The sequence below is a fragment of the Chryseobacterium carnipullorum genome, from assembly GCF_900142785.1.
GTDB lineage: Bacteria > Bacteroidota > Bacteroidia > Flavobacteriales > Weeksellaceae > Chryseobacterium > Chryseobacterium carnipullorum.
The window spans coordinates 1-17,849 of record NZ_FRCD01000001.1; the positions used below are offsets into that span (position 1 = coordinate 1).

A 17,849-nucleotide genomic window follows, 5' to 3' on the forward strand; every position below is an offset into this window, starting at 1 on the left:
AGCTCTAAGATACAAATTCTTGCAATAAAAAACAAGCTATTTTAAACCCAAAATACTAATAATCAGTAAATTATAGGTGGTTTAAGGAGAGACTAAGTAAGGATTTTTCGTTACAAAAATATACATATAATTTTTGTTAAAAAAATAATCACCTCTCTTTGAAATATTAAAATCATTATTTAATGCATTAAAAATAGATAAGTTACTCTCAAAAAAAGCAATAAAAAGAGTAAAATGAACTTATGAAAACTTAAAATATTTTATCGTTAGGCAACTAAAAAAGCACCTCATACTGAAGTGCTTTTATATTGGAATTACAAACTGTAATCTATTTTTTTATCCACCATTGACTGTCTTTCCGGTCAGAACGCTTTACACCATTATTCAGTATATAGGCAAATCCTATCCCAAGGGTCTGTTTAAGCTGAGTTTTCTGGACCTGATTATGATCATAAAGAAGATCTAATGTTATATTGGATGAAATAAACTTATTGACTTTAAAATTCACAGCCGCTCCATACGCAAGAACGAGTCTTTCAGGATGATCCAGATAATTGGAAAAAACAGAGGCTGTATTTGTGATATGAACATTCTCCATCAATTTTACTTTATACAGCGCCGTTCCCAGAAAACCGAACTGTAACAAGGAAGTATCACCATCACTTTTCAATCCGTAGCTTCCTGCAAACTGAAGTTCTTTATCCAGAACAAAGGTCCATCTGGCGTTGGTAGGACGCAGAGTCACCGTCAGATTATCGTTAGGCCTGTACGTGATCCCCATCCCGAGGTTAAGATAACCCGGAGCCATAAAATTGGATGTTTTTTTTGCCGCAGGATTATTTCCATCTTCATATCCGGCAGCAAACTGTGACTGTAAACCAGCCCCTAGAGAGAAATACCAGCTTTGAGAAAATTTTCGCCCATAATTGGTAGAAATATTGATAACATCCTGTGTTTTCCTTACCCCAAGACCTTTCGTATCATTCTGCCCATAATCTATTGCAATAATATTTTCCCAGAGGTCATTGTCTTTTTCATAGGTGATATTGTAATTCACTCCGGCAAGCCATCCTACATTGTTGGCTCCCCCACCAGCCCAGTTTGAAAAGGCTGCCTGATTGATCATTAAACTGTTTTTTCCTAATACCGACCAGTATTTTACCGTATCCACGACTACTGAATCTTTTTTCAATTCTTCTTGTGCACTTGCATAAATCCCCATAGAAAAGGAAAGAATCAATAAAAACTTCTTCATTATTTTACATGATTTTCATTACAAAAATATTAATATAATTTTTTTTAAAGCAAATTCAGGGTTATAAAAACCTTTAAATAAGCAAAATTCATTTCAGACAACCAAAAACAAGCCAGTTTAATACATTCAATGTCAAAATATTAAGTTCTGTACTTTAAAATTGGAACCTTTTGTCTCAAAATAAAGGGTCCTGATCATTATACATCGACAAATTTTCCGAAATTGATCATTGGCTTTTGATTTGACGTACCCTCCACATGTTTAAAAATATAATTTCCAAAAGAGCTGTTTTAACTCCATTGCTGATGCTTTCTGCGATGTGGTTCGGCTACTTTCTGCAGAGGCAGGGCTTTTTCCAAAGCTGTTTTGGGGCCATTATACCGCTATTACCGGAAGGCTTGCTGGGCATCATCACGGCTCCCCTTCTGCATGGAAATATTGATCATATTATAGGAAACTCTATTCCAGTAGCCGTTCTTCTTTTTCTTCTCTATCAGTTCTATCCGCTCGTTGCCAATAAGGTCTTTATGATCGGCTGGCTGGCTACTGGACTTCTTGTATGGATGTTGCCTCCAATAGACATCCTTACGGGCGATTATATGTATACCTGCACCATTGGGGCCAGCGGAGTGGTGTACGTCCTTGCTTTCTTCCTGTTTTTCAGTGGCGTCTTCAAATGGAACATGAAGCTGCTTACGATATCTCTTCTTGTCGTTTTATACTATGGGAGTTTGATCTGGGGGATGTTTCCGGAGGAATTATTCTATAATCTTCAGGAACCGAGTAAAATTTCCTGGCAAGCCCATCTTTCCGGAGCTGTTGTGGGAAGTATTATTGCTTTTGCTTTTAAAAATGTCGGGGAAAAGAAGAAAAAATACATCTGGGAATTTCCCAATTATTATAGTGAGAAGGACGATAAACTGTGGCAGGAATACAAGGAAAATCATCCTGATGACTTCCTGGAGCTTCCTTATAAGAAAAGAGATGACATTTGGGATCACCTGGACGAATTAAGAAGAAAGTAAAAAAAATTTAAGTTCAGAGAGAAAGGAAGGTTCAAAGCTGCCAGTCCATTTTTAATCTCTGAATTTTATAAAGAAGTAATACAATAAAACCAAGCCTCTGACTATCAATTGGAGAATCAATTATCTCCTATGTAAGCTTAAGGCTTCCAGACAATATTCAACTCAGGTTATTTTATTACATTTGAACAAAAAACACACATGATCTCCGAAGAACATCTTTATGCCATCGCTTTGCGCGAATGCAGCCTGATTGGCGACATTAATTTTCATAAGCTAATAAGAACCTTTGGAACTGCGGAGGAAGTCTGGAAAAGGGCAAAAAAAGAATACACTAAAACAGATGGTATCGGCAGAAAAACAGTTTCTGATATCGGAAATGAAGACTATTTGAAATTTGCCGAAAAAGAAATACAGTTCTGCGAAAAAAACAATATTAGGATTTTGCTTCGATACTTTAATGAGCTCCCTCATCTGCTCAACGAATGTGATGACTCCCCTGCAATTCTCTATCAAAAAGGAAATTTTGACGATTCATTACAGAAAATCAGCATTGTAGGAACCCGAAATATGACTTCCTATGGCCAACAGTTTATCGGGGATTTCTTAGAAGCTGCTTCCTCCTCCAAATGCATATCAGTGAGCGGATTAGCTCTTGGTGTAGATAAGGAGGTTCATGAACAATCTATTCACTATAAAATACCGACCGTCGCCGTGCTGGCTCATGGTTTCCATATGCTGTATCCTTCCAAAAATAAAAAGCTCTCCGAAAAGATTCTGGAAGAAGGCGGCGCAATGTTCACCGAATTCAATTCATCCAGAAAGCCCGACCGCGAAAATTTCATTCAAAGAAACAGAATTATAGCTGGAATGTCTCCCTCAACCATCGTTGTTGAGACCGGATTTGGAGGTGGATCTGTAAGCACGGCAGCTTTTGCCAATGATTATAACCGCGAAGTTTTTGCATTGCCGGGTAAGATCACAGATCCTTACAGTCAGGGGTGTAATCAATTGATTTTTCAGAATAAAGCAGCAGCTATTTCTACTGTAAAAGATCTTGTGGATTCATTGGGATTCAATCATTCAAAAGAGAAAGTAGCCGAGTTGTTCCCTTACAGTGAAATAAGTATACAACTTACTGAAAATCAAGAATCCATTTATCAGTCGATCAAAGCCAATCCTCAGGTGTCTCTGGATGATCTGGCGCAGATGGTTTCAGTGCCTTCTTATAAAATTCTTCCTGTAATCTTGGAATTAGAGCTTTTGGGGAAAGTAAAATCATTTTCCGGGAGGCAATTTAGTGCAATTTGATAATTAACGATTTCTTAATATTGCATTATTTGAGACGTAACTTTTAATTTTCAACAAAATTTGACTACTAATTATCAATTTAATAATATTTCGGGACATTATTATTTAATTTTCAGCAATGTTGAAATACAGTATTGTGAATCTTGAAAAAAAAATTAAATTTGTTGACAATAATATTCAACCCTAATATATGGAACAATATAATATTGACCAGAAAATCCAGGAGTTTATTGCCAAGATTGAAGCAAAAAATCCTAATGAACCAGAATTTTTACAAGCCGTAAAAGAAGTAGCTGTGACTGTAATTCCGTTTATTATGACCAAAAAGGAATATACAGGAATGAAGCTTCTAGAGAGAATGGCTGAACCTGAAAGAGTTATAATTTTCAGAGTTCCATGGGTTGATGACAAAGGAGAGATCCAGGTAAACAGAGGATTCAGAATCCAGATGAACTCTGCGATCGGACCATACAAAGGAGGAATTCGTTTCCACCCTACTGTAAACCTTTCAGTTCTTAAATTCCTTGCTTTCGAGCAGGTATTTAAAAACTCATTGACTACTCTTCCAATGGGAGGAGGTAAAGGAGGTTCAGATTTCGACCCACAAGGAAAATCTGATATGGAAGTAATGCGTTTCTGCCAGGCTTTCATGACTGAATTATGCAAGCATATCGGTCCTGAAACAGACGTACCTGCAGGAGACATTGGTGTAGGCGCTAGAGAGATCGGATATCTTTTCGGACAATACAAAAAAGTAAGAAACGAATTTACAGGAGTACTTACAGGAAAAGGTCTTGCCTACGGAGGTTCACTTATCCGTCCTGAAGCTACAGGATACGGGGTGGTATACTTCGCAGAGCAGATGCTTAAGACGATCAATGAAACTTTCAAAGATAAAATTGTAAGTGTTTCAGGTTTCGGAAATGTAGCCTGGGGCGTGATCAAGAAAGCGACTGAGCTTGGCGCTAAAGTAGTAACGATTTCTGGTCCTGACGGATACATCTATGATAAAGACGGTATCAGCGGAGAAAAAATCGATTATTTATTAGAACTGAGATCTTCCGGAAACAACAGAGCCGAAGACTATGCGAAAAAATATCCTTCTGCTGAGTTCCATGCCGGAAAACGTCCTTGGGAAGTTAAATGTGATGTGGCATTCCCTTCTGCTACACAAAACGAACTTGATCTTGAAGATGCTAAAGTTTTGGTAGAAAACGGATGTGTTTGCGTTACTGAAGCAGCTAATATGCCATCTACTTTAGATGCCATCAATTATTTCCTGGATAATAAAATATTATTCTCGCCTGGTAAAGCTTCCAATGCCGGAGGTGTAGCTACTTCAGGTCTTGAGATGACGCAGAACTCTATCCGTCTTAACTGGACTTCTGAAGAAGTTGACGCAAGACTGAAAGAGATCATGATCGGAATCCACAAGGCTTGCAGAGATTATGGTAAAGATGAAAACGGATACGTAAACTACGTGAAAGGCGCAAACATTGCCGGCTTCGTGAAAGTTGCAGAAGCAATGCTAGCTCAGGGTGTAGTATAGAAATAATAAAGGTTGGGAAAGTTCTCAGCCTTTTTTGATAAAGCCTGTTCCCGGGATAATGGGAAAAAAGTAAAAAGTGAAAGGAGAAAGCGCTGTACCTGTACAGCGCTTTTTTTATTTTTAAAGAAGGAAAGATATATTCAAAAATATTGACGAGTATATATATTAAAAGTGATAAAAAATCCTGAGACACTATGCCCCAGGACTCCCTTTCTACTTTGTTCAATATTTACTTCGGCGACTTTGATTTTTTCTTGGCTTTTCTTTCTTCTTTGGTGGCTTCTGAAGGTTTTGCAGCATCTGTCGTAGTTTCAGCATTCACCGTTGCTGTAGCATCAGCTGTAGTGGCAGGAGTTGCAGCACCGTCTACTGTAGCAGTTGCCGTTGTATTTTGTTTCTGAGCATCTGCAGAGCTGCCCGTTGGTGTATTCTGCTGTTGAGTTTGAGTGGTATCGGCTGGTTTTTGAGGTGTTGTCTGTGTTTGTGCCGATACTGCGATTACACCGACTAAAGTAAATACTGCTGTTAAAACTAACTTTTTCATACTATTAATATTTAAATGGTTGTTTAATTTAAACGACGCATTTTTTATTAAATTATATGTAATCGTCTTATTTAACGTACTTTATCATTATTTAAGAGATTTTACAAAGTAGTGTTACTTTGAAATATTCTTCATCATCTTTTCCACGAATTCAAATGCGGCCGGACAGATAACAGTGTTTTTCAACATAAGATCATTGATCTGATAGATCTTTTTACGGTCAGTATGCGGATACTCGCGACAGGCTTTCGGCCTTACTTCATAGATGGAGCAGGTATTGTCATTATTCAGAAAAAAGCAGGGAAGATTCTGGAGTACCTTATCATTATCTTCATCTACCCTCAAAAACTTTGACTCAAAATCAGCCTGTTTCATACGCAGGTGCTTGGAAATGCGTTCAATGTCTTTTTCTGTGTATAAAGGGCCGGTTGTTTTACAGCAATTGGCACACTGCAGGCAATCTACTTCATCAAAAACTTCGTCATGGGTTTCCTGAACTACATAATCGAGGTTTTTGGGAGGCTTCTTTTTCAATCCGTCCAGAAATTTTTTATGTTCTTTATGCTTCTGTAAAGCCTGCTTTCTATAGAGGTCTAAATTCATTTATTCATGATCTGCAGCCGTAGCCGGAAGATCCGTTTTTTGATATTCGTTAATTTTATCGAGATCCAAAATGGTTGTCTGATCATTATTATCAGGATAGTACATGGGGGCAAATTTAGCTCCATAAACAATTTCTTTTGAGACATACGAAGATCGCTGTACCACCGTATTGGAAAAGACTTCATCAAAAGCACGGACCTGAACAATAATTTCAATATCTGTATTTTGAAAATCTTCTTCAGAAAAGCCATAAAATGGTGAGTCTTCTGTGATCTCATGCACCACCGTCCAGTTCAGCGCAAGCGTATTAATTTTGCTTAAGTGCGTCTTTAAGGAATAAAAATTACTTTTCGGAGCTCCATTTTCAATCACTTCAATCGCTGCGGAAACAATCACATCAGCATCAGTTAACGCATTATTTTTGAAAGGCGCAAGCCTGAACATTAGAGCCCTTGAATCTTTAAATGGTGCTATCACTGCAATATCCGAAAATCTTAGGTAAGCTCTGGGACGTGAAAATCTTCCGTAAAAAAGCCCGGTTGCAATAGCAAAGGTAAGCAACCCCAGAAAAGCTTCAAATGTTGCCACCAGACTTGCTGTAAATCCTACCGGCGCAATTCTTCCATAACCCACCGTAGTGAAAGTTTGTGAGCTGAAGAAAAACACATCAATAAACTCATTGAGAGGATCACTTTTATCGATTCCGGTAAGGTGCTCTACTCCAATGAGGTAATAAATCAATGCAAATACGAGATTAATCAGAATATACGCGATCACCAGATAGGAAAGAAAACGGAAAGTCGACAGGTTAAGCATCGTGTGATACCAGCTCAGCCTATTGAATACATTTACGCCTCTTCGCTTGACATTCGGAAGTCCATCTTTGTTAATAAATCTTCCGGATGCATTGCTTCCGAAACCACTGTTTTCGGTATTTTTCTGACGGATCTTCTGTCTGAAGCCTCTTGCCATTTTTATATCATTTAATAATTGTCCGGATCACTAAAAAAACAAATTTGTCTTTAGCTAATCATCTTATTTATACTGCAAAGATAAAATATTGTTTTCATGAAATTTATCAAAAGCTTCTGATAAAGTGCACTACCACAACTTAAAAATAATCATAGATCTAAATTCGACTTATTCTGATTTAGGACCAAGTCTAAATTTTGATGATAAGAACCCCTTCAACAATAGGCTTATATATAGGAAAAGGAAACCAAAAAGGTCTCCTTTTGTCATATCAAAAATATTTTTTATCATATAAAATTTAATAACAAATTCCAGGTGAAATTATTGATTTTAAGGAAGATGATTCTATAAGGGAATACAATCTCCTTATCTGATTTGATTTATATATTTTCCAGAATTAAATTTCCAAAGAGTCTTTCTATTGACGGAGAGGGGGATTTCATTTTTCAGTTTAAAACGGATTGTATAAATAACAGAGAAGGCAACCGTTAACAATCTGCAAATATTAGAACCCCATGACCCTATCACCGTATCATCAAAATTAAAGACCATCCAGATTAGGTTCATGAAAGAGTGAAGGATAACCGGAATCCAAAGATTGAAATCCCATTCTGTATAAAGCCAGGCATATAATATAGAAGCAAGGAAAGTAAGTGTAAAAATTTCTACAAGATCAATAACCTGTGTTCCTTGATAAAGATGCCCGAGTGCAAAAATAAATGAAGCAACAGCCACAGAAGGTAAAAATCCCAATCTGACAAACCTGAATAAGATTCCAAAAATAAATGCCCTGTAGATTGTCTCCTCAAATAATCCTGCCAAAAAACTTTTGGCAAAAAGATTAGCTGGATCTATCTGAGTATTCAGCTTACTGAAAAATATTCCGTATAATGCCATAGGAAGGATAAATAATAATGAAAGTCCTATGCCTTTAGTCAGTCCACGAGGAGCCAACCCTATCACCTGCAAAGTATTTCCGCCGGCTATGATCCGTATAGAAACCAATAATGGGATCACAGACAGAACGTAAACCAGAAAATAAGACAGCAAAGGAAAATGGATATATGCATCAAAAAACTTCATAACTACCTCGAAATGATACGATACCAAGAAATACAAAGCATATGAAAATATAGGGATAAGAAATAATTTAAAGCTGTTTTTCATATTTTACGTTTGAATAATAAAGATAAAAAATTATCACAATGATCAATACACCTCAAGAGCATTTCTCAGTACATTATCATCATTACTTAAAAAGCTTTCAACATCTGTTTCCAATTCAAAATCCGGGGTAATCCCCTGTCTTTGAGTGGAGTTTCTGTCCAAAACAATTCTGTATAAAGGGATTTTCACCTCTATTTTGGTTTCCGGCAGAGTAACTGTGGGAAATGCCCCACCGTTATTACCGTTGTATCCTCCTGAAGGTCTGGTTCCGATAATTTTTACGTTTTCAAATTTTCTTTTTAAAATGGTCACACACATAGTGGATGATGAGGCGGTACCTTCATCAGTAAGAATTTTTATTGATTTTATATTATTATTCTTTAAAGATCTGTACCGGTAACGGTACGCCCTTGTATCTGAATTTATTTTTTTAGATGAAAAAATATTTTCAAAAGTGTACTTTACTTTAGACAAACAAAAGTATAGCTTTCCTTTTGTATTCAAATGTCTGAACAGGTCGCTTTTTCTGTAATCAATATCATATCCAAAAGGCTCTGATACCAGATTCTGGCACAGAAACATCGCAGATCTCATGCTACCACCTAAATTCCCCCTTAAATCAATAATCAGATTTTCCGTATTGTTGTCCTTAAAAAACCTGAACACCTTTGTGAAGAATCTCTTTGATGGACCATCGAAACCTGAAATCTTAAGTATTCCTGTATTTCCGGCCATCTGCAAACTGTTAGTGCCCATAGATACCGCAGAATACGTTTTCTTTTTCTCCGGTGAGGTGGCATCAATTCTTTCCGGAACCGGAACTTTATAAAGATCAAAAGTTCCTGTTCCAGTCAGAACGGTTACGGCATCACTTTTTGCAAAGTATTCTGCCAGAAGAACGGAAAAATTTCTAATAAAAAAATATTCTCCAAAACCGCTTCCTCCTCCATCACTTCCCACCATTTGATTGAGATTACTAAAAATTTTTTCGATGGGAATATTGTTAATGCTAATAATTCTGCTGCCTATCCACTTTTTGTCATTTGCCATGGTGATGAAAAAACCATTATTTATCATTATCTCCAAAGGAACTTTATGTTCAGGGGTAAACCTTGGTTTTGTAACTCCGGTATGAATACAGCCCAGCTTATAAAATATTTTTCCGAGAATAATTCTATACTGAAAAAATGATATTGAATCTGTCTGAATTTCTTCCCTGCCTGCAGAAATGACCTCTGAAATTTCTGAACTGTCCAGATAGTCGCTGTATAAAGGATGTCCCTTTATAACAGTTTCAAAATAGTTCAGATCATTCAGAACAGCTTTCTTTGAATAGTTTTGTGCTGGAATCATTTGCATAACAAAGGTTAAAAAGCAAAATAAAACGGTATTCCTTACAGAAAATTTCAGTCTTTCTGCAACTCTATTACTCATTTTTACAAGTGCAGCTTTGAATGATCTTATTGGCTACTACAGAGCCTCCCCATGTAGGATAGATATTGCTAAGCCTTTTTACTTCCCCCAGATCTTCGGCAAAGTATTTATTGGCAAGGAAAAGCTCTTTACACAGATCCGGATATTTAGATTTAAGAAACTGTGCCATTCCTTCTTTGAATAAAGTGTTCAGGAATAGTGCTCTGGGATTGTTGTTGATTTTTATAGCCTTTTCAAATGCGCTGTTCACTTCTCCGGAATATTGCGGTCCGTTTTTCATAGGATCCATGCTTACAGCTGATAAAAACAGAAAACCCTTTAATGCATAGGCCTCGCTTTTCTCTTTATTATCCTTACTCATATCGATCAGTTGACTGATGTTCTGGGAACAAAAACTGAAAATACTGTTTTTTTCCTCTTCACTTTTACTATCTCTCAGAATCAATAATTTAAAGTAAATAAGGTAATACTTAGCACCCCAGTCATTCTTGTATTTACTGCTAAGCCTCTCCATCATTTGCGATTCTTTACGGAGAGATTCTACAGAATATTCTTTTTCCAGATTTTCAAGAGATTTCAAAACCACCTCCTGGGTTTCTTTTTCAATGGATGAATTTTGAGCATGTACAGCGATACCTGCAAAAATTAAAACCAGTATAAGATAAATTCGTACTTTCATTATTTTAGATTTATTGTTATTGAATTGTTGGTTTTCACAGTAAATGAGGCTTCTTCAAATTTCGGAGGACCGAATGACCCTCTTGCATTTTGAGAAAATCCGTAAGGTTCAAGGGGTATTCCGAGAAAATTTTTATCCAGTTTGGCATTAGTATTTTCGTCCAGGTAAGCAGACACTGAAATCGATTTACCCACTCCCATATTTTTTATTACAAAGTGTTTTTTGCTTCCGCTGTAGCTGGTACTGAATCGGGCAACCGCAGTCTGAAGAAACTTTTCTGAATTATCATACACAGCAATATACAATGTCCCTGTTTTAGACTCAGAAGTGGTAAAAGAAATAGATACATTTTTCTTCTGCTGGGAATTACAAAAGTTAAAAATTAAAATACATAAAAAAATGAGCTGTTTCATATTCTTGTTTTTTTGATATTATACTGATCGATGACCAGGCTGTTTTTATAAATCTTTTACTTTATCTTTTGTTGATCTGGAACCTCCGATGGTGTAAAACACACCCAGGAAATAGAACCTGTCGGATACTGGCAAAATCATCTGTTCCTGGCGCATTCCGTTGCTGTCTAAATCGCCATAGTTATACCCCGCTATATTTTTGAAATTAAAAATATTGGAAACTGATCCATGGATATAAAATTTGTTTGAAAACAGGTAGGTAAGATTCAAGTTTACAGAATTATAAGGTTTTATTCTAGAGTTTTGAAATCCGTCTTTACTATTCGGATTGGTATAAGGTTCTCCACTGGAAAACAAATAGGATAATCCTACCATACTGTTGACCGCATCCAGCCAAAACTGGGTATTAACGGTGAAGTTATGCTTGGAATAAAAAGGCGGTGTGGCCAGTGAAGGATAATTCTGATAATCTCTTTTGGAGTTCAGAAAGGTATAAGATATCCTGTAATCAAAATTATTGAATGTTTTTTTGTCGTAGAAGAATATATCCACGCCTTCTGCATATCCGTACCCGTCATTGTTAAAATTAATCGGCTGTCTTGAGTTCGGTGCATAGACAAACTTGGTCAAGTCACTATATTTTTTCTTGAATGCATCGATGAAGATGGTTCTGTTGTTTTTTTCATAGTAAATGTTCACACCATACTGCTCTGCTCTTTCGCTTTTAAGATTGCTCTTGAAATCGAATACAAGGTCACCATTACGGGGGCTTTGATAGTACTGTCCGTAGTACAGGGAATATTTAATTCCGTTTGGACTCTTGTATTCTCCCCTAATTCTGGGAGAGATCTTAATGTCTTTTGTATAAGAATAATAATCCTGTCTGATACCGGCATTCAAAGTAAATCCTTTTTTGAATTTATAGGAATTTTCAGAAAAGAAGGCAATAATATTGTTATCGATGGATCTATCCAGTCTGTTTTTGGTATTCGTTGCGTCCACATAATCTATGAAATAATGTACATTAATGAATTCTGTCCCGAATGTACTGCTCAGGTTCTTTACAGGTGTGAAAGAAAGCTGGGATTTGATGTGAAGCATGTTATTATCCACCTTGGATTTATCATTTTCAGAGAATATTCCGGCAATATTTCTTTTATTGAAATTATAAGCTATTCCTGAAAAAAACTTCACCTTATCCAGGTTCAGGTTAATGGTTTGATTGGAGTAGATATTTCCTTCATACAATACGGTATTGACCATATTATTTGAAATAGCGATGTCATCTCGCTGATAATCAAAAGTGGTATAATCAAACCTATTATATGATTTTATATATCCGTTTTTAATCTTATAGGTGGCGGCCAGTTCGCTGCCTGCCATATTATAATCTTTGTTCCAGTGGTATCTTGAAGGAAATACAGCTCTGTAAGGCTGGAGATTCAGATATTCCACCTTCGTCATCAGCGTAAGGTTATCACTAATTTTATTCGTCATAGAAACATCTGCCCCAACGCTTTTTACAGAAAGCTCAAGTTCTTTATCTACGTCATTAGATTTTGTATTGAGTGATAAAACGCTAGACAGCGCCTGCCCGTACTCTGAAGAAAACCCGGATGTTGCAAAAGAAACACCACTGAAAATCATTGGTGAAAAACGGCTTCTTGCAGGTATGCTTGGTCCTGCGGTTCCAAAGGGACTGCTCATCAGCATATTGTTAATCATTACTGCGGATTCTGTCTGGTCGCCTCCCCTTACGAATAATCGCCCGTCATTGGGGTTAAGCTGCACTCCGGGATATGATTTGATAACAGCCGCCATTACATCTCCCAGAGAATTGGGGGTCAGGATAAGGTCCATGGGATTTAGTGCAGACAGCTGCCCATCTCCGTTTCTTTTTCCTTTTATGATATTGATTCCTTCTATTCCTGTAGTCCGGCTTTTATACAAGGTAGTCTTGCCCAGATCGATTTCACCTGGTTTCACTTTGTATTCTCCCTCTCCATGGTCATAGCCGTCTTTCTGAAAAATAATTTTAAACTGACCCGGTTTATCCGAATCCGCTTCAAAAGCAAAAATACCTTTCTGATCTGAGGAAGTTCCAAAGAGTGTTCCGTCTATAAAAACATTTACGTTTTCAATGGGTTTGTTATATTCATCCACAACAACTCCTGAAATATGAGTTTGTGCGTAATAATAATTTTGTATAAAAACCGCTATTATCAATAATTTCTTATACATATTTACTGGTTTTTCAGAAGGGTAAACTGTTCTTGGCTTATCGGATATACAACGTAGTACAGTCTGTCGAACAGGTAAGCATTATCATCAATTTTAAAAACCGCAAATTTGCCGTTCTCCATATCTTTTTTTTCAAGTTTAAGGATATCTATGGTCTGGTCTTTATTCAAAAGAATATCATTTGAAAGATATTTATGAAGATAAAACCAGGCTTCCCACTGATTCGGATATTTTTTAATATACTTTTCGAAATGTGAATAGATCAGCCTGATCGCTCTGTCTGAAAAGTCATCGATATTTGCTGTGATGTCCACAGGAATCTCTTCAAAGAAATGAACATGCGGATGAAGTTTATCTTCTGAATAATAGGTAATAAACGGCACGATCGGCGTTTTTGTAAAGTAGGCTATTTTGGCAAGCCCAGTCCGTGAATAAAGATGATCTGCAAGGAAATCTACTTTAATGGTTTTTTCTTTATTGTATACCCCTTTATATCCTGAATTTCCGTCCAAATAGGCATATAATGAATATCCCTTTTTAATTAACTGGGATATTTCTATTACAGTATTGGCTTTTTCTACATTGATAACTTTAAGGCTGTTGGTGACCTGGAACAGCTTGCAAAAACGCTCGTTAATTTCCAGAATTGTTTTTGCCTGTTTGTTGTAGGTATTTTCATCAACAATCAGGGCTATTTTATCAATCCCGTTCAGGATCAGAACGCTGATAGCCGCTTTGCAGAATCCAAGATGGCACGTTATGTAGATCTTAGGTTTGGAATCCATTTCAGTATCAAGGTTTTTTCCTACCTGATCAGAAAACTGCTGGATTTCTGTGAGGTCAAATTCTCTCAGTCTCATGGTTGTTATAATATCCAGATAAAGCTCCCAATGGTCTTCTTTCGGAATTTCGGGCATGAAGCGGCTTAAATTTGCGGACATAAAGTGAAAGTCCTTCGTCTGCTCTTCTTCTCTTTTTTTTATTTCTTTCTGTGCAGTGACTTCTTTTATAGATTTCCTTACTTCGTATACTCGGTTTGTATTATTGCTCATGGTGCAGTGCTTTTTTGATTATCTCTATTGCTTTTGGGTTGTTATTGAGTGTAAAATGCCCAAAATCTTCATACTCTTTAAAATGGCAGGATGGGTATATCTGCAAAATTTTTTTTTTGTACTCTTTTTTCAGTGTCACGTCCTGTTTACCTACGATGATCAGAGGATGTAATCTGTTGTTTACGATCTTAGTCGTGTCTGTGAGATGCTTCAACTGCCTGATGATTGCTTCTCTAAGGTTGTGTCTTTTCACGTAAAATAAAAACATGATAGCCAGGAACGGGTTTTCTTTTCTTTCTTTTTCAGTATAACAATACTCTATCAATTTCACCGAAAACTCATTCAGATCTTTACGTAAGACCTCAGCAAGGGATTTATAATACACTAGATCTTCCTCTTCTACATTGGGAGGTGTTCCTATGAGGATCAGGTTTCTCACTTCGTATATCTCGGCCAGGTGCATGGCTACCTTCCCGCCGTAGCTACAACCTATTAGGAAGGTTTCTTTCTGTTCAAGCTGTTCAAGTTCGATTTTCAAATTTTCAACCAGATTTAAAAAATGGTCTTCAGGCTCTGCCTTGTTATCCAGATATCCCGGGTAATCGACAAAAATTAGCTCATATTCTGCAAATTCTTCTTTAACATGCACAATATCTGTCCAGTAAGAGCTATCCATTCCCATAGGATTCAGAAAAACGATCCTCTGTGTATAATGGCTGTTATATACTTCTTTGATCAGCATTTTTCTTGATGCTATTAATCAGATCGAATATCATCTGACAAACAATCTGAGGAGATTGGTCATTACTATCAGGATAGACTTCTACAATATCACAACCTACTATATCCCTATCTGTCAGAACATTCCGGATCAATTGCTGGCACTCTTCAAAGGTTAACCCATTAATAACTGGTGTAGAGGTATTATTAAAATAAGCAGGATCCAGAACATCAAAATCAAACGTCACGTAGAATTTTTTTCCGGCAGGTAGATTAGCCAATGATAGATTATTTTTCAGGGCCTTTTTTATTTCATGTGCCCATATGATGGTTCGGTTTTCATTTGAAGTCTGACGGTTATTTACAATTCCGCGGATTCCGAATTGAAATGCATGCTTGAGTCCATCATCAAAACATTTGGTCATAAAGTTTCCATGATGATGCACTGTATCAGTATTTTTGATGGTATCATAGCTGGAGGTGTAGGTATCGGTGTGTGCATCAAAATGCAAAACACAAAGATCATCTCCGTATTTATCTATAGCACCTTTAATAAGGGGATAACTTATTGAATGATCTCCTCCGATAAAGAAAGGAACCAGATTACATGTGCTGAAACATGTTCTGGAAATTTCATAAATTTTTTCATACATAAATCCGGGAGATTCATGGGTATTGAAAAATATATTTCCGTAGTCGAAAATTTCGCCGTGTTTAATAGCGGTCATCAGCTGATGATAGTCTTCCTCCGTTCCTCCGAAAACATCAGGTTTTATCTGTGACGTAGCAGAAAGATCCAACCCATATTTTTTGGTATAAGCTCTCAATGAATTAGCTAACTGAGACGATTGAATATTCTCTTTGTTACCAATTCCCAGCGGCACTCCTATGAAGCCAAATGATTTCTTGTCAAGAGGAGCCGCAATACTTTTATACGGCAAATTAAATAAATGCGGTGTATGCGGTGTGATCTGGGTAACGGTGTCTTTATAGTTGTTATCAAGAACAATGTAACTTTTGGCAGCCAGTGTTTTCAGAATTCCCCCCAGGTCTTCATTGATATCTTCAAATCTTTCTTCCAGTTCCCGGTATGGCTTGGGTATTTTCAGGAAATCTATAATTTCAAAAATACGGTCTCCACACAGGAGCTTTTCGCCGGTAATTGAATTGACTAATTTATTTTCTTCTTTATGAACGTATGGATTGGTGTGTAGTGTATTCATGTTAGTATATTTTTGATCTTACAGTTTTGTATAATGTTTTAAGAAGTTTGGTAAAATAAATCATCAGCAAGGTCAGAATTGCAAATTTATAGATCAGCTTAAGGATAGAACAAGCATCCATATTCTCCACTTTGAGAATACTTCCGAAAGTATTGATATAAGTTCCCAGGAAATTAATAATAGCCAGTGCAAGCATAATATTAACTCCCACTTTCAACACTGAATAGATGATCAGTGGCGGGTTATAAGGATTCATATATTTTCTCTCATCCTCAATAAAAAAAGAGGAAAGTGGCCAGATGATCTTTTTCATCCAGAACCGGATACACATCTGGTATTTTTTGCTGAGATTGGGCAGATTGAACAAATCACTGTAAAGCCAGTATCCATCAAACTTGAAAAACGGAAATAAGTTGACAAGCATGGTAATTCCGTTGATAATAAAAACATTGTGAAGTATGTATCTTATATTATCATTAAGATCTATATAGGTATAACAGCAAAACAGAAGAACTCCTAATATAGACTGAAAGAAAATTCCTCCCAGATTAACCACGACCCTTTTGTATCTGCTTAATGCCCACACATTCGTTACATCTGCATAAAAAACAGGAAATATAAGATACAGCCCAAAGCCGATAGAATATGTTTTCTGTTTAAAAAACTGTGTTGCGGTCACATGTCCCAGCTCATGGATAATAAGAATAAAAAATAAACAGAGATAGGTGACAAAATATACCCCCAGCGTATCAGTACAATACTCTCCGCCCATATCATGTTGTGGCAGAAATGCCAGCTTATACAAATTGAACAGAAGAAATAAGACCAGGACCGGCCAGAATATATAAGGCTTTATCAGGAATCGTAAGGCATCTGCTATTTTCTTATAATGTTTCGGAAAAAGAAGATCTACCTTGTACCACATAAAAGACAGGTTGTGCACTTTTTCTTTTTTCAGCAGTGGGGTCACAATATCCGTTATACTTTTTTGAAGCTCTTCCGGAGTTGAGGTAATATCATACTTTTGATAAAGCAGCTTACTGATTTCATCAAAAGTATGGCCTTCCTTCACTTCCAGAAAGATGGTGTAGGTCACTTCATTTATTTCGTAATATTTCTCATTGATAATCAACAGATATCTACCGTTATCCTTTATGATATCAAAATCACTTGTATTCATGTAATCAACAACTAAAATTAAATCTGAATTTTTATTACAGCAATGTGATCCTGAAGTTATATAAGTGATTATCTTATGAATCACAGACCACTCAAAAGCTTCCATTCCGAAGCTATTCTGTCAATACTCTTATTTATATACTTACCTATATGATCAGATCATTATGGTAAAAATGTAAGGCGGGGCTTTCACCCCGCTTTACAATAGCCAGGTCTTAAAGAACTGATGCTTCCAGTCTAACATCTGCTCTGTTTCCATTGCATCTGTCAACATCCAGAGAAACTACTGAAGTTTCGAATCTTTCTTCCAGCTCGATGATAGAGATAGAATTAGTTAAATTCTTGTTTTCCATGAGAATTGAATTTTAAAGGTTAATATTTAATTTTTATTAAAGGTGACTTTCATCAAGTCTTACTAGCTAATTGAAGCTTCCAATCTAACATCTGCTCTGTTATCATTGCATCTGTCCATATCTAAAGAAACA

17 protein-coding genes are annotated in these 17,849 nt (G+C 36.6%); 3 read left to right on the plus strand and 14 right to left on the minus strand.

The genetic code is table 11. The features are described from left to right. Positions 1 to 328: 328 nt before the first annotated feature. The gene (locus tag BUC06_RS00005; protein WP_073328089.1) at positions 329 to 1,255 is read right to left on the minus strand and encodes a DUF3078 domain-containing protein; all 927 of its coding nucleotides are present in this window, start codon (positions 1,253 to 1,255) and stop codon (positions 329 to 331) included. Between the two features lie 257 nt (positions 1,256 to 1,512). Between BUC06_RS00005 and BUC06_RS00010 the strand changes: the two genes are divergently transcribed. The 3 genes from BUC06_RS00010 (at position 1,513) to gdhA (ending at position 5,137) form a co-directional block, all read left to right on the plus strand. Continuing rightward, a complete protein-coding gene (locus BUC06_RS00010; protein ID WP_073328093.1) occupies positions 1,513 to 2,280 on the plus strand; it encodes a rhomboid family intramembrane serine protease in 768 nt (255 codons plus the stop codon). A gap of 198 nt (positions 2,281 to 2,478) precedes the next feature. Continuing rightward, positions 2,479 to 3,588 carry a DNA-processing protein DprA gene (gene dprA / locus BUC06_RS00015; RefSeq protein WP_073328096.1) on the plus strand — a complete coding sequence of 370 codons (1,110 nt, stop codon included), beginning with the start codon at positions 2,479 to 2,481 and terminating at the stop codon, positions 3,586 to 3,588. A 190-nt stretch (positions 3,589 to 3,778) separates the two neighbouring features. Then, positions 3,779 to 5,137 (plus strand): NADP-specific glutamate dehydrogenase, encoded by a 1,359-nt coding sequence (gene gdhA / locus BUC06_RS00020; protein WP_034739395.1) that lies wholly within the window; start codon positions 3,779 to 3,781, stop codon positions 5,135 to 5,137. Positions 5,138 to 5,366: 229 nt separating this feature from the next. Here gdhA and BUC06_RS00025 read toward each other — a convergent pair whose 3' ends face one another. The 13 genes from BUC06_RS00025 to BUC06_RS23685 form a co-directional block, all read right to left on the minus strand. Continuing rightward, complete coding sequence (locus tag BUC06_RS00025) at positions 5,367 to 5,681, minus strand: hypothetical protein (RefSeq protein WP_073328098.1); 315 nt, start codon at positions 5,679 to 5,681, stop codon at positions 5,367 to 5,369. A 114-nt stretch (positions 5,682 to 5,795) separates the two neighbouring features. Beyond that, on the minus strand, positions 5,796 to 6,284 hold the full coding sequence (locus tag BUC06_RS00030) for a YkgJ family cysteine cluster protein (RefSeq protein WP_073328101.1): 489 nt from the start codon (positions 6,282 to 6,284) through the stop codon (positions 5,796 to 5,798). Next, on the minus strand, positions 6,285 to 7,256 hold the full coding sequence (locus BUC06_RS00035; protein WP_073328103.1) for an ion channel: 972 nt from the start codon (positions 7,254 to 7,256) through the stop codon (positions 6,285 to 6,287). Between the two features lie 366 nt (positions 7,257 to 7,622). After that, positions 7,623 to 8,423 carry a CPBP family intramembrane glutamic endopeptidase gene (locus BUC06_RS00040; protein ID WP_083563848.1) on the minus strand — a complete coding sequence of 267 codons (801 nt, stop codon included), beginning with the start codon at positions 8,421 to 8,423 and terminating at the stop codon, positions 7,623 to 7,625. Between the two features lie 42 nt (positions 8,424 to 8,465). After that, entirely contained in the window at positions 8,466 to 9,857 is a 1,392-nt protein-coding gene (locus tag BUC06_RS00045) for a S41 family peptidase (RefSeq protein ID WP_083563851.1), read from the minus strand. Then, entirely contained in the window at positions 9,850 to 10,536 is a 687-nt protein-coding gene (locus BUC06_RS00050; protein ID WP_073328111.1) for a hypothetical protein, read from the minus strand. Before BUC06_RS00050 ends, BUC06_RS00045 begins: the two co-directional genes overlap by 8 nt. Continuing rightward, positions 10,536 to 10,949, minus strand: coding sequence for a DUF2141 domain-containing protein (locus BUC06_RS00055; protein ID WP_073328114.1), 414 nt, complete (start codon positions 10,947 to 10,949; stop codon positions 10,536 to 10,538). The genes BUC06_RS00050 and BUC06_RS00055 overlap by 1 nt, the downstream gene beginning before the upstream one ends. A 45-nt stretch (positions 10,950 to 10,994) precedes the next feature. After that, complete coding sequence (locus tag BUC06_RS00060; protein ID WP_073328116.1) at positions 10,995 to 13,190, minus strand: TonB-dependent receptor; 2,196 nt, start codon at positions 13,188 to 13,190, stop codon at positions 10,995 to 10,997. A 2-nt stretch (positions 13,191 to 13,192) separates the two neighbouring features. Continuing rightward, a complete protein-coding gene (locus BUC06_RS00065) occupies positions 13,193 to 14,242 on the minus strand; it encodes an LpxL/LpxP family acyltransferase (protein ID WP_073328120.1) in 1,050 nt (349 codons plus the stop codon). Beyond that, positions 14,232 to 14,984 (minus strand): alpha/beta fold hydrolase, encoded by a 753-nt coding sequence (locus tag BUC06_RS00070; protein WP_073328123.1) that lies wholly within the window; start codon positions 14,982 to 14,984, stop codon positions 14,232 to 14,234. Before BUC06_RS00070 ends, BUC06_RS00065 begins: the two co-directional genes overlap by 11 nt. Next, the gene (locus tag BUC06_RS00075) at positions 14,962 to 16,185 is read right to left on the minus strand and encodes an arginase family protein (RefSeq protein ID WP_073328125.1); all 1,224 of its coding nucleotides are present in this window, start codon (positions 16,183 to 16,185) and stop codon (positions 14,962 to 14,964) included. Before BUC06_RS00075 ends, BUC06_RS00070 begins: the two co-directional genes overlap by 23 nt. Before the next feature lies 1 nt (position 16,186). Beyond that, on the minus strand, positions 16,187 to 17,365 hold the full coding sequence (locus tag BUC06_RS00080; RefSeq protein WP_139263236.1) for a M50 family metallopeptidase: 1,179 nt from the start codon (positions 17,363 to 17,365) through the stop codon (positions 16,187 to 16,189). Positions 17,366 to 17,579: 214 nt separating this feature from the next. Beyond that, entirely contained in the window at positions 17,580 to 17,717 is a 138-nt protein-coding gene (locus tag BUC06_RS23685; RefSeq protein WP_164466338.1) for a hypothetical protein, read from the minus strand. Positions 17,718 to 17,849 lie beyond the last annotated feature (132 nt).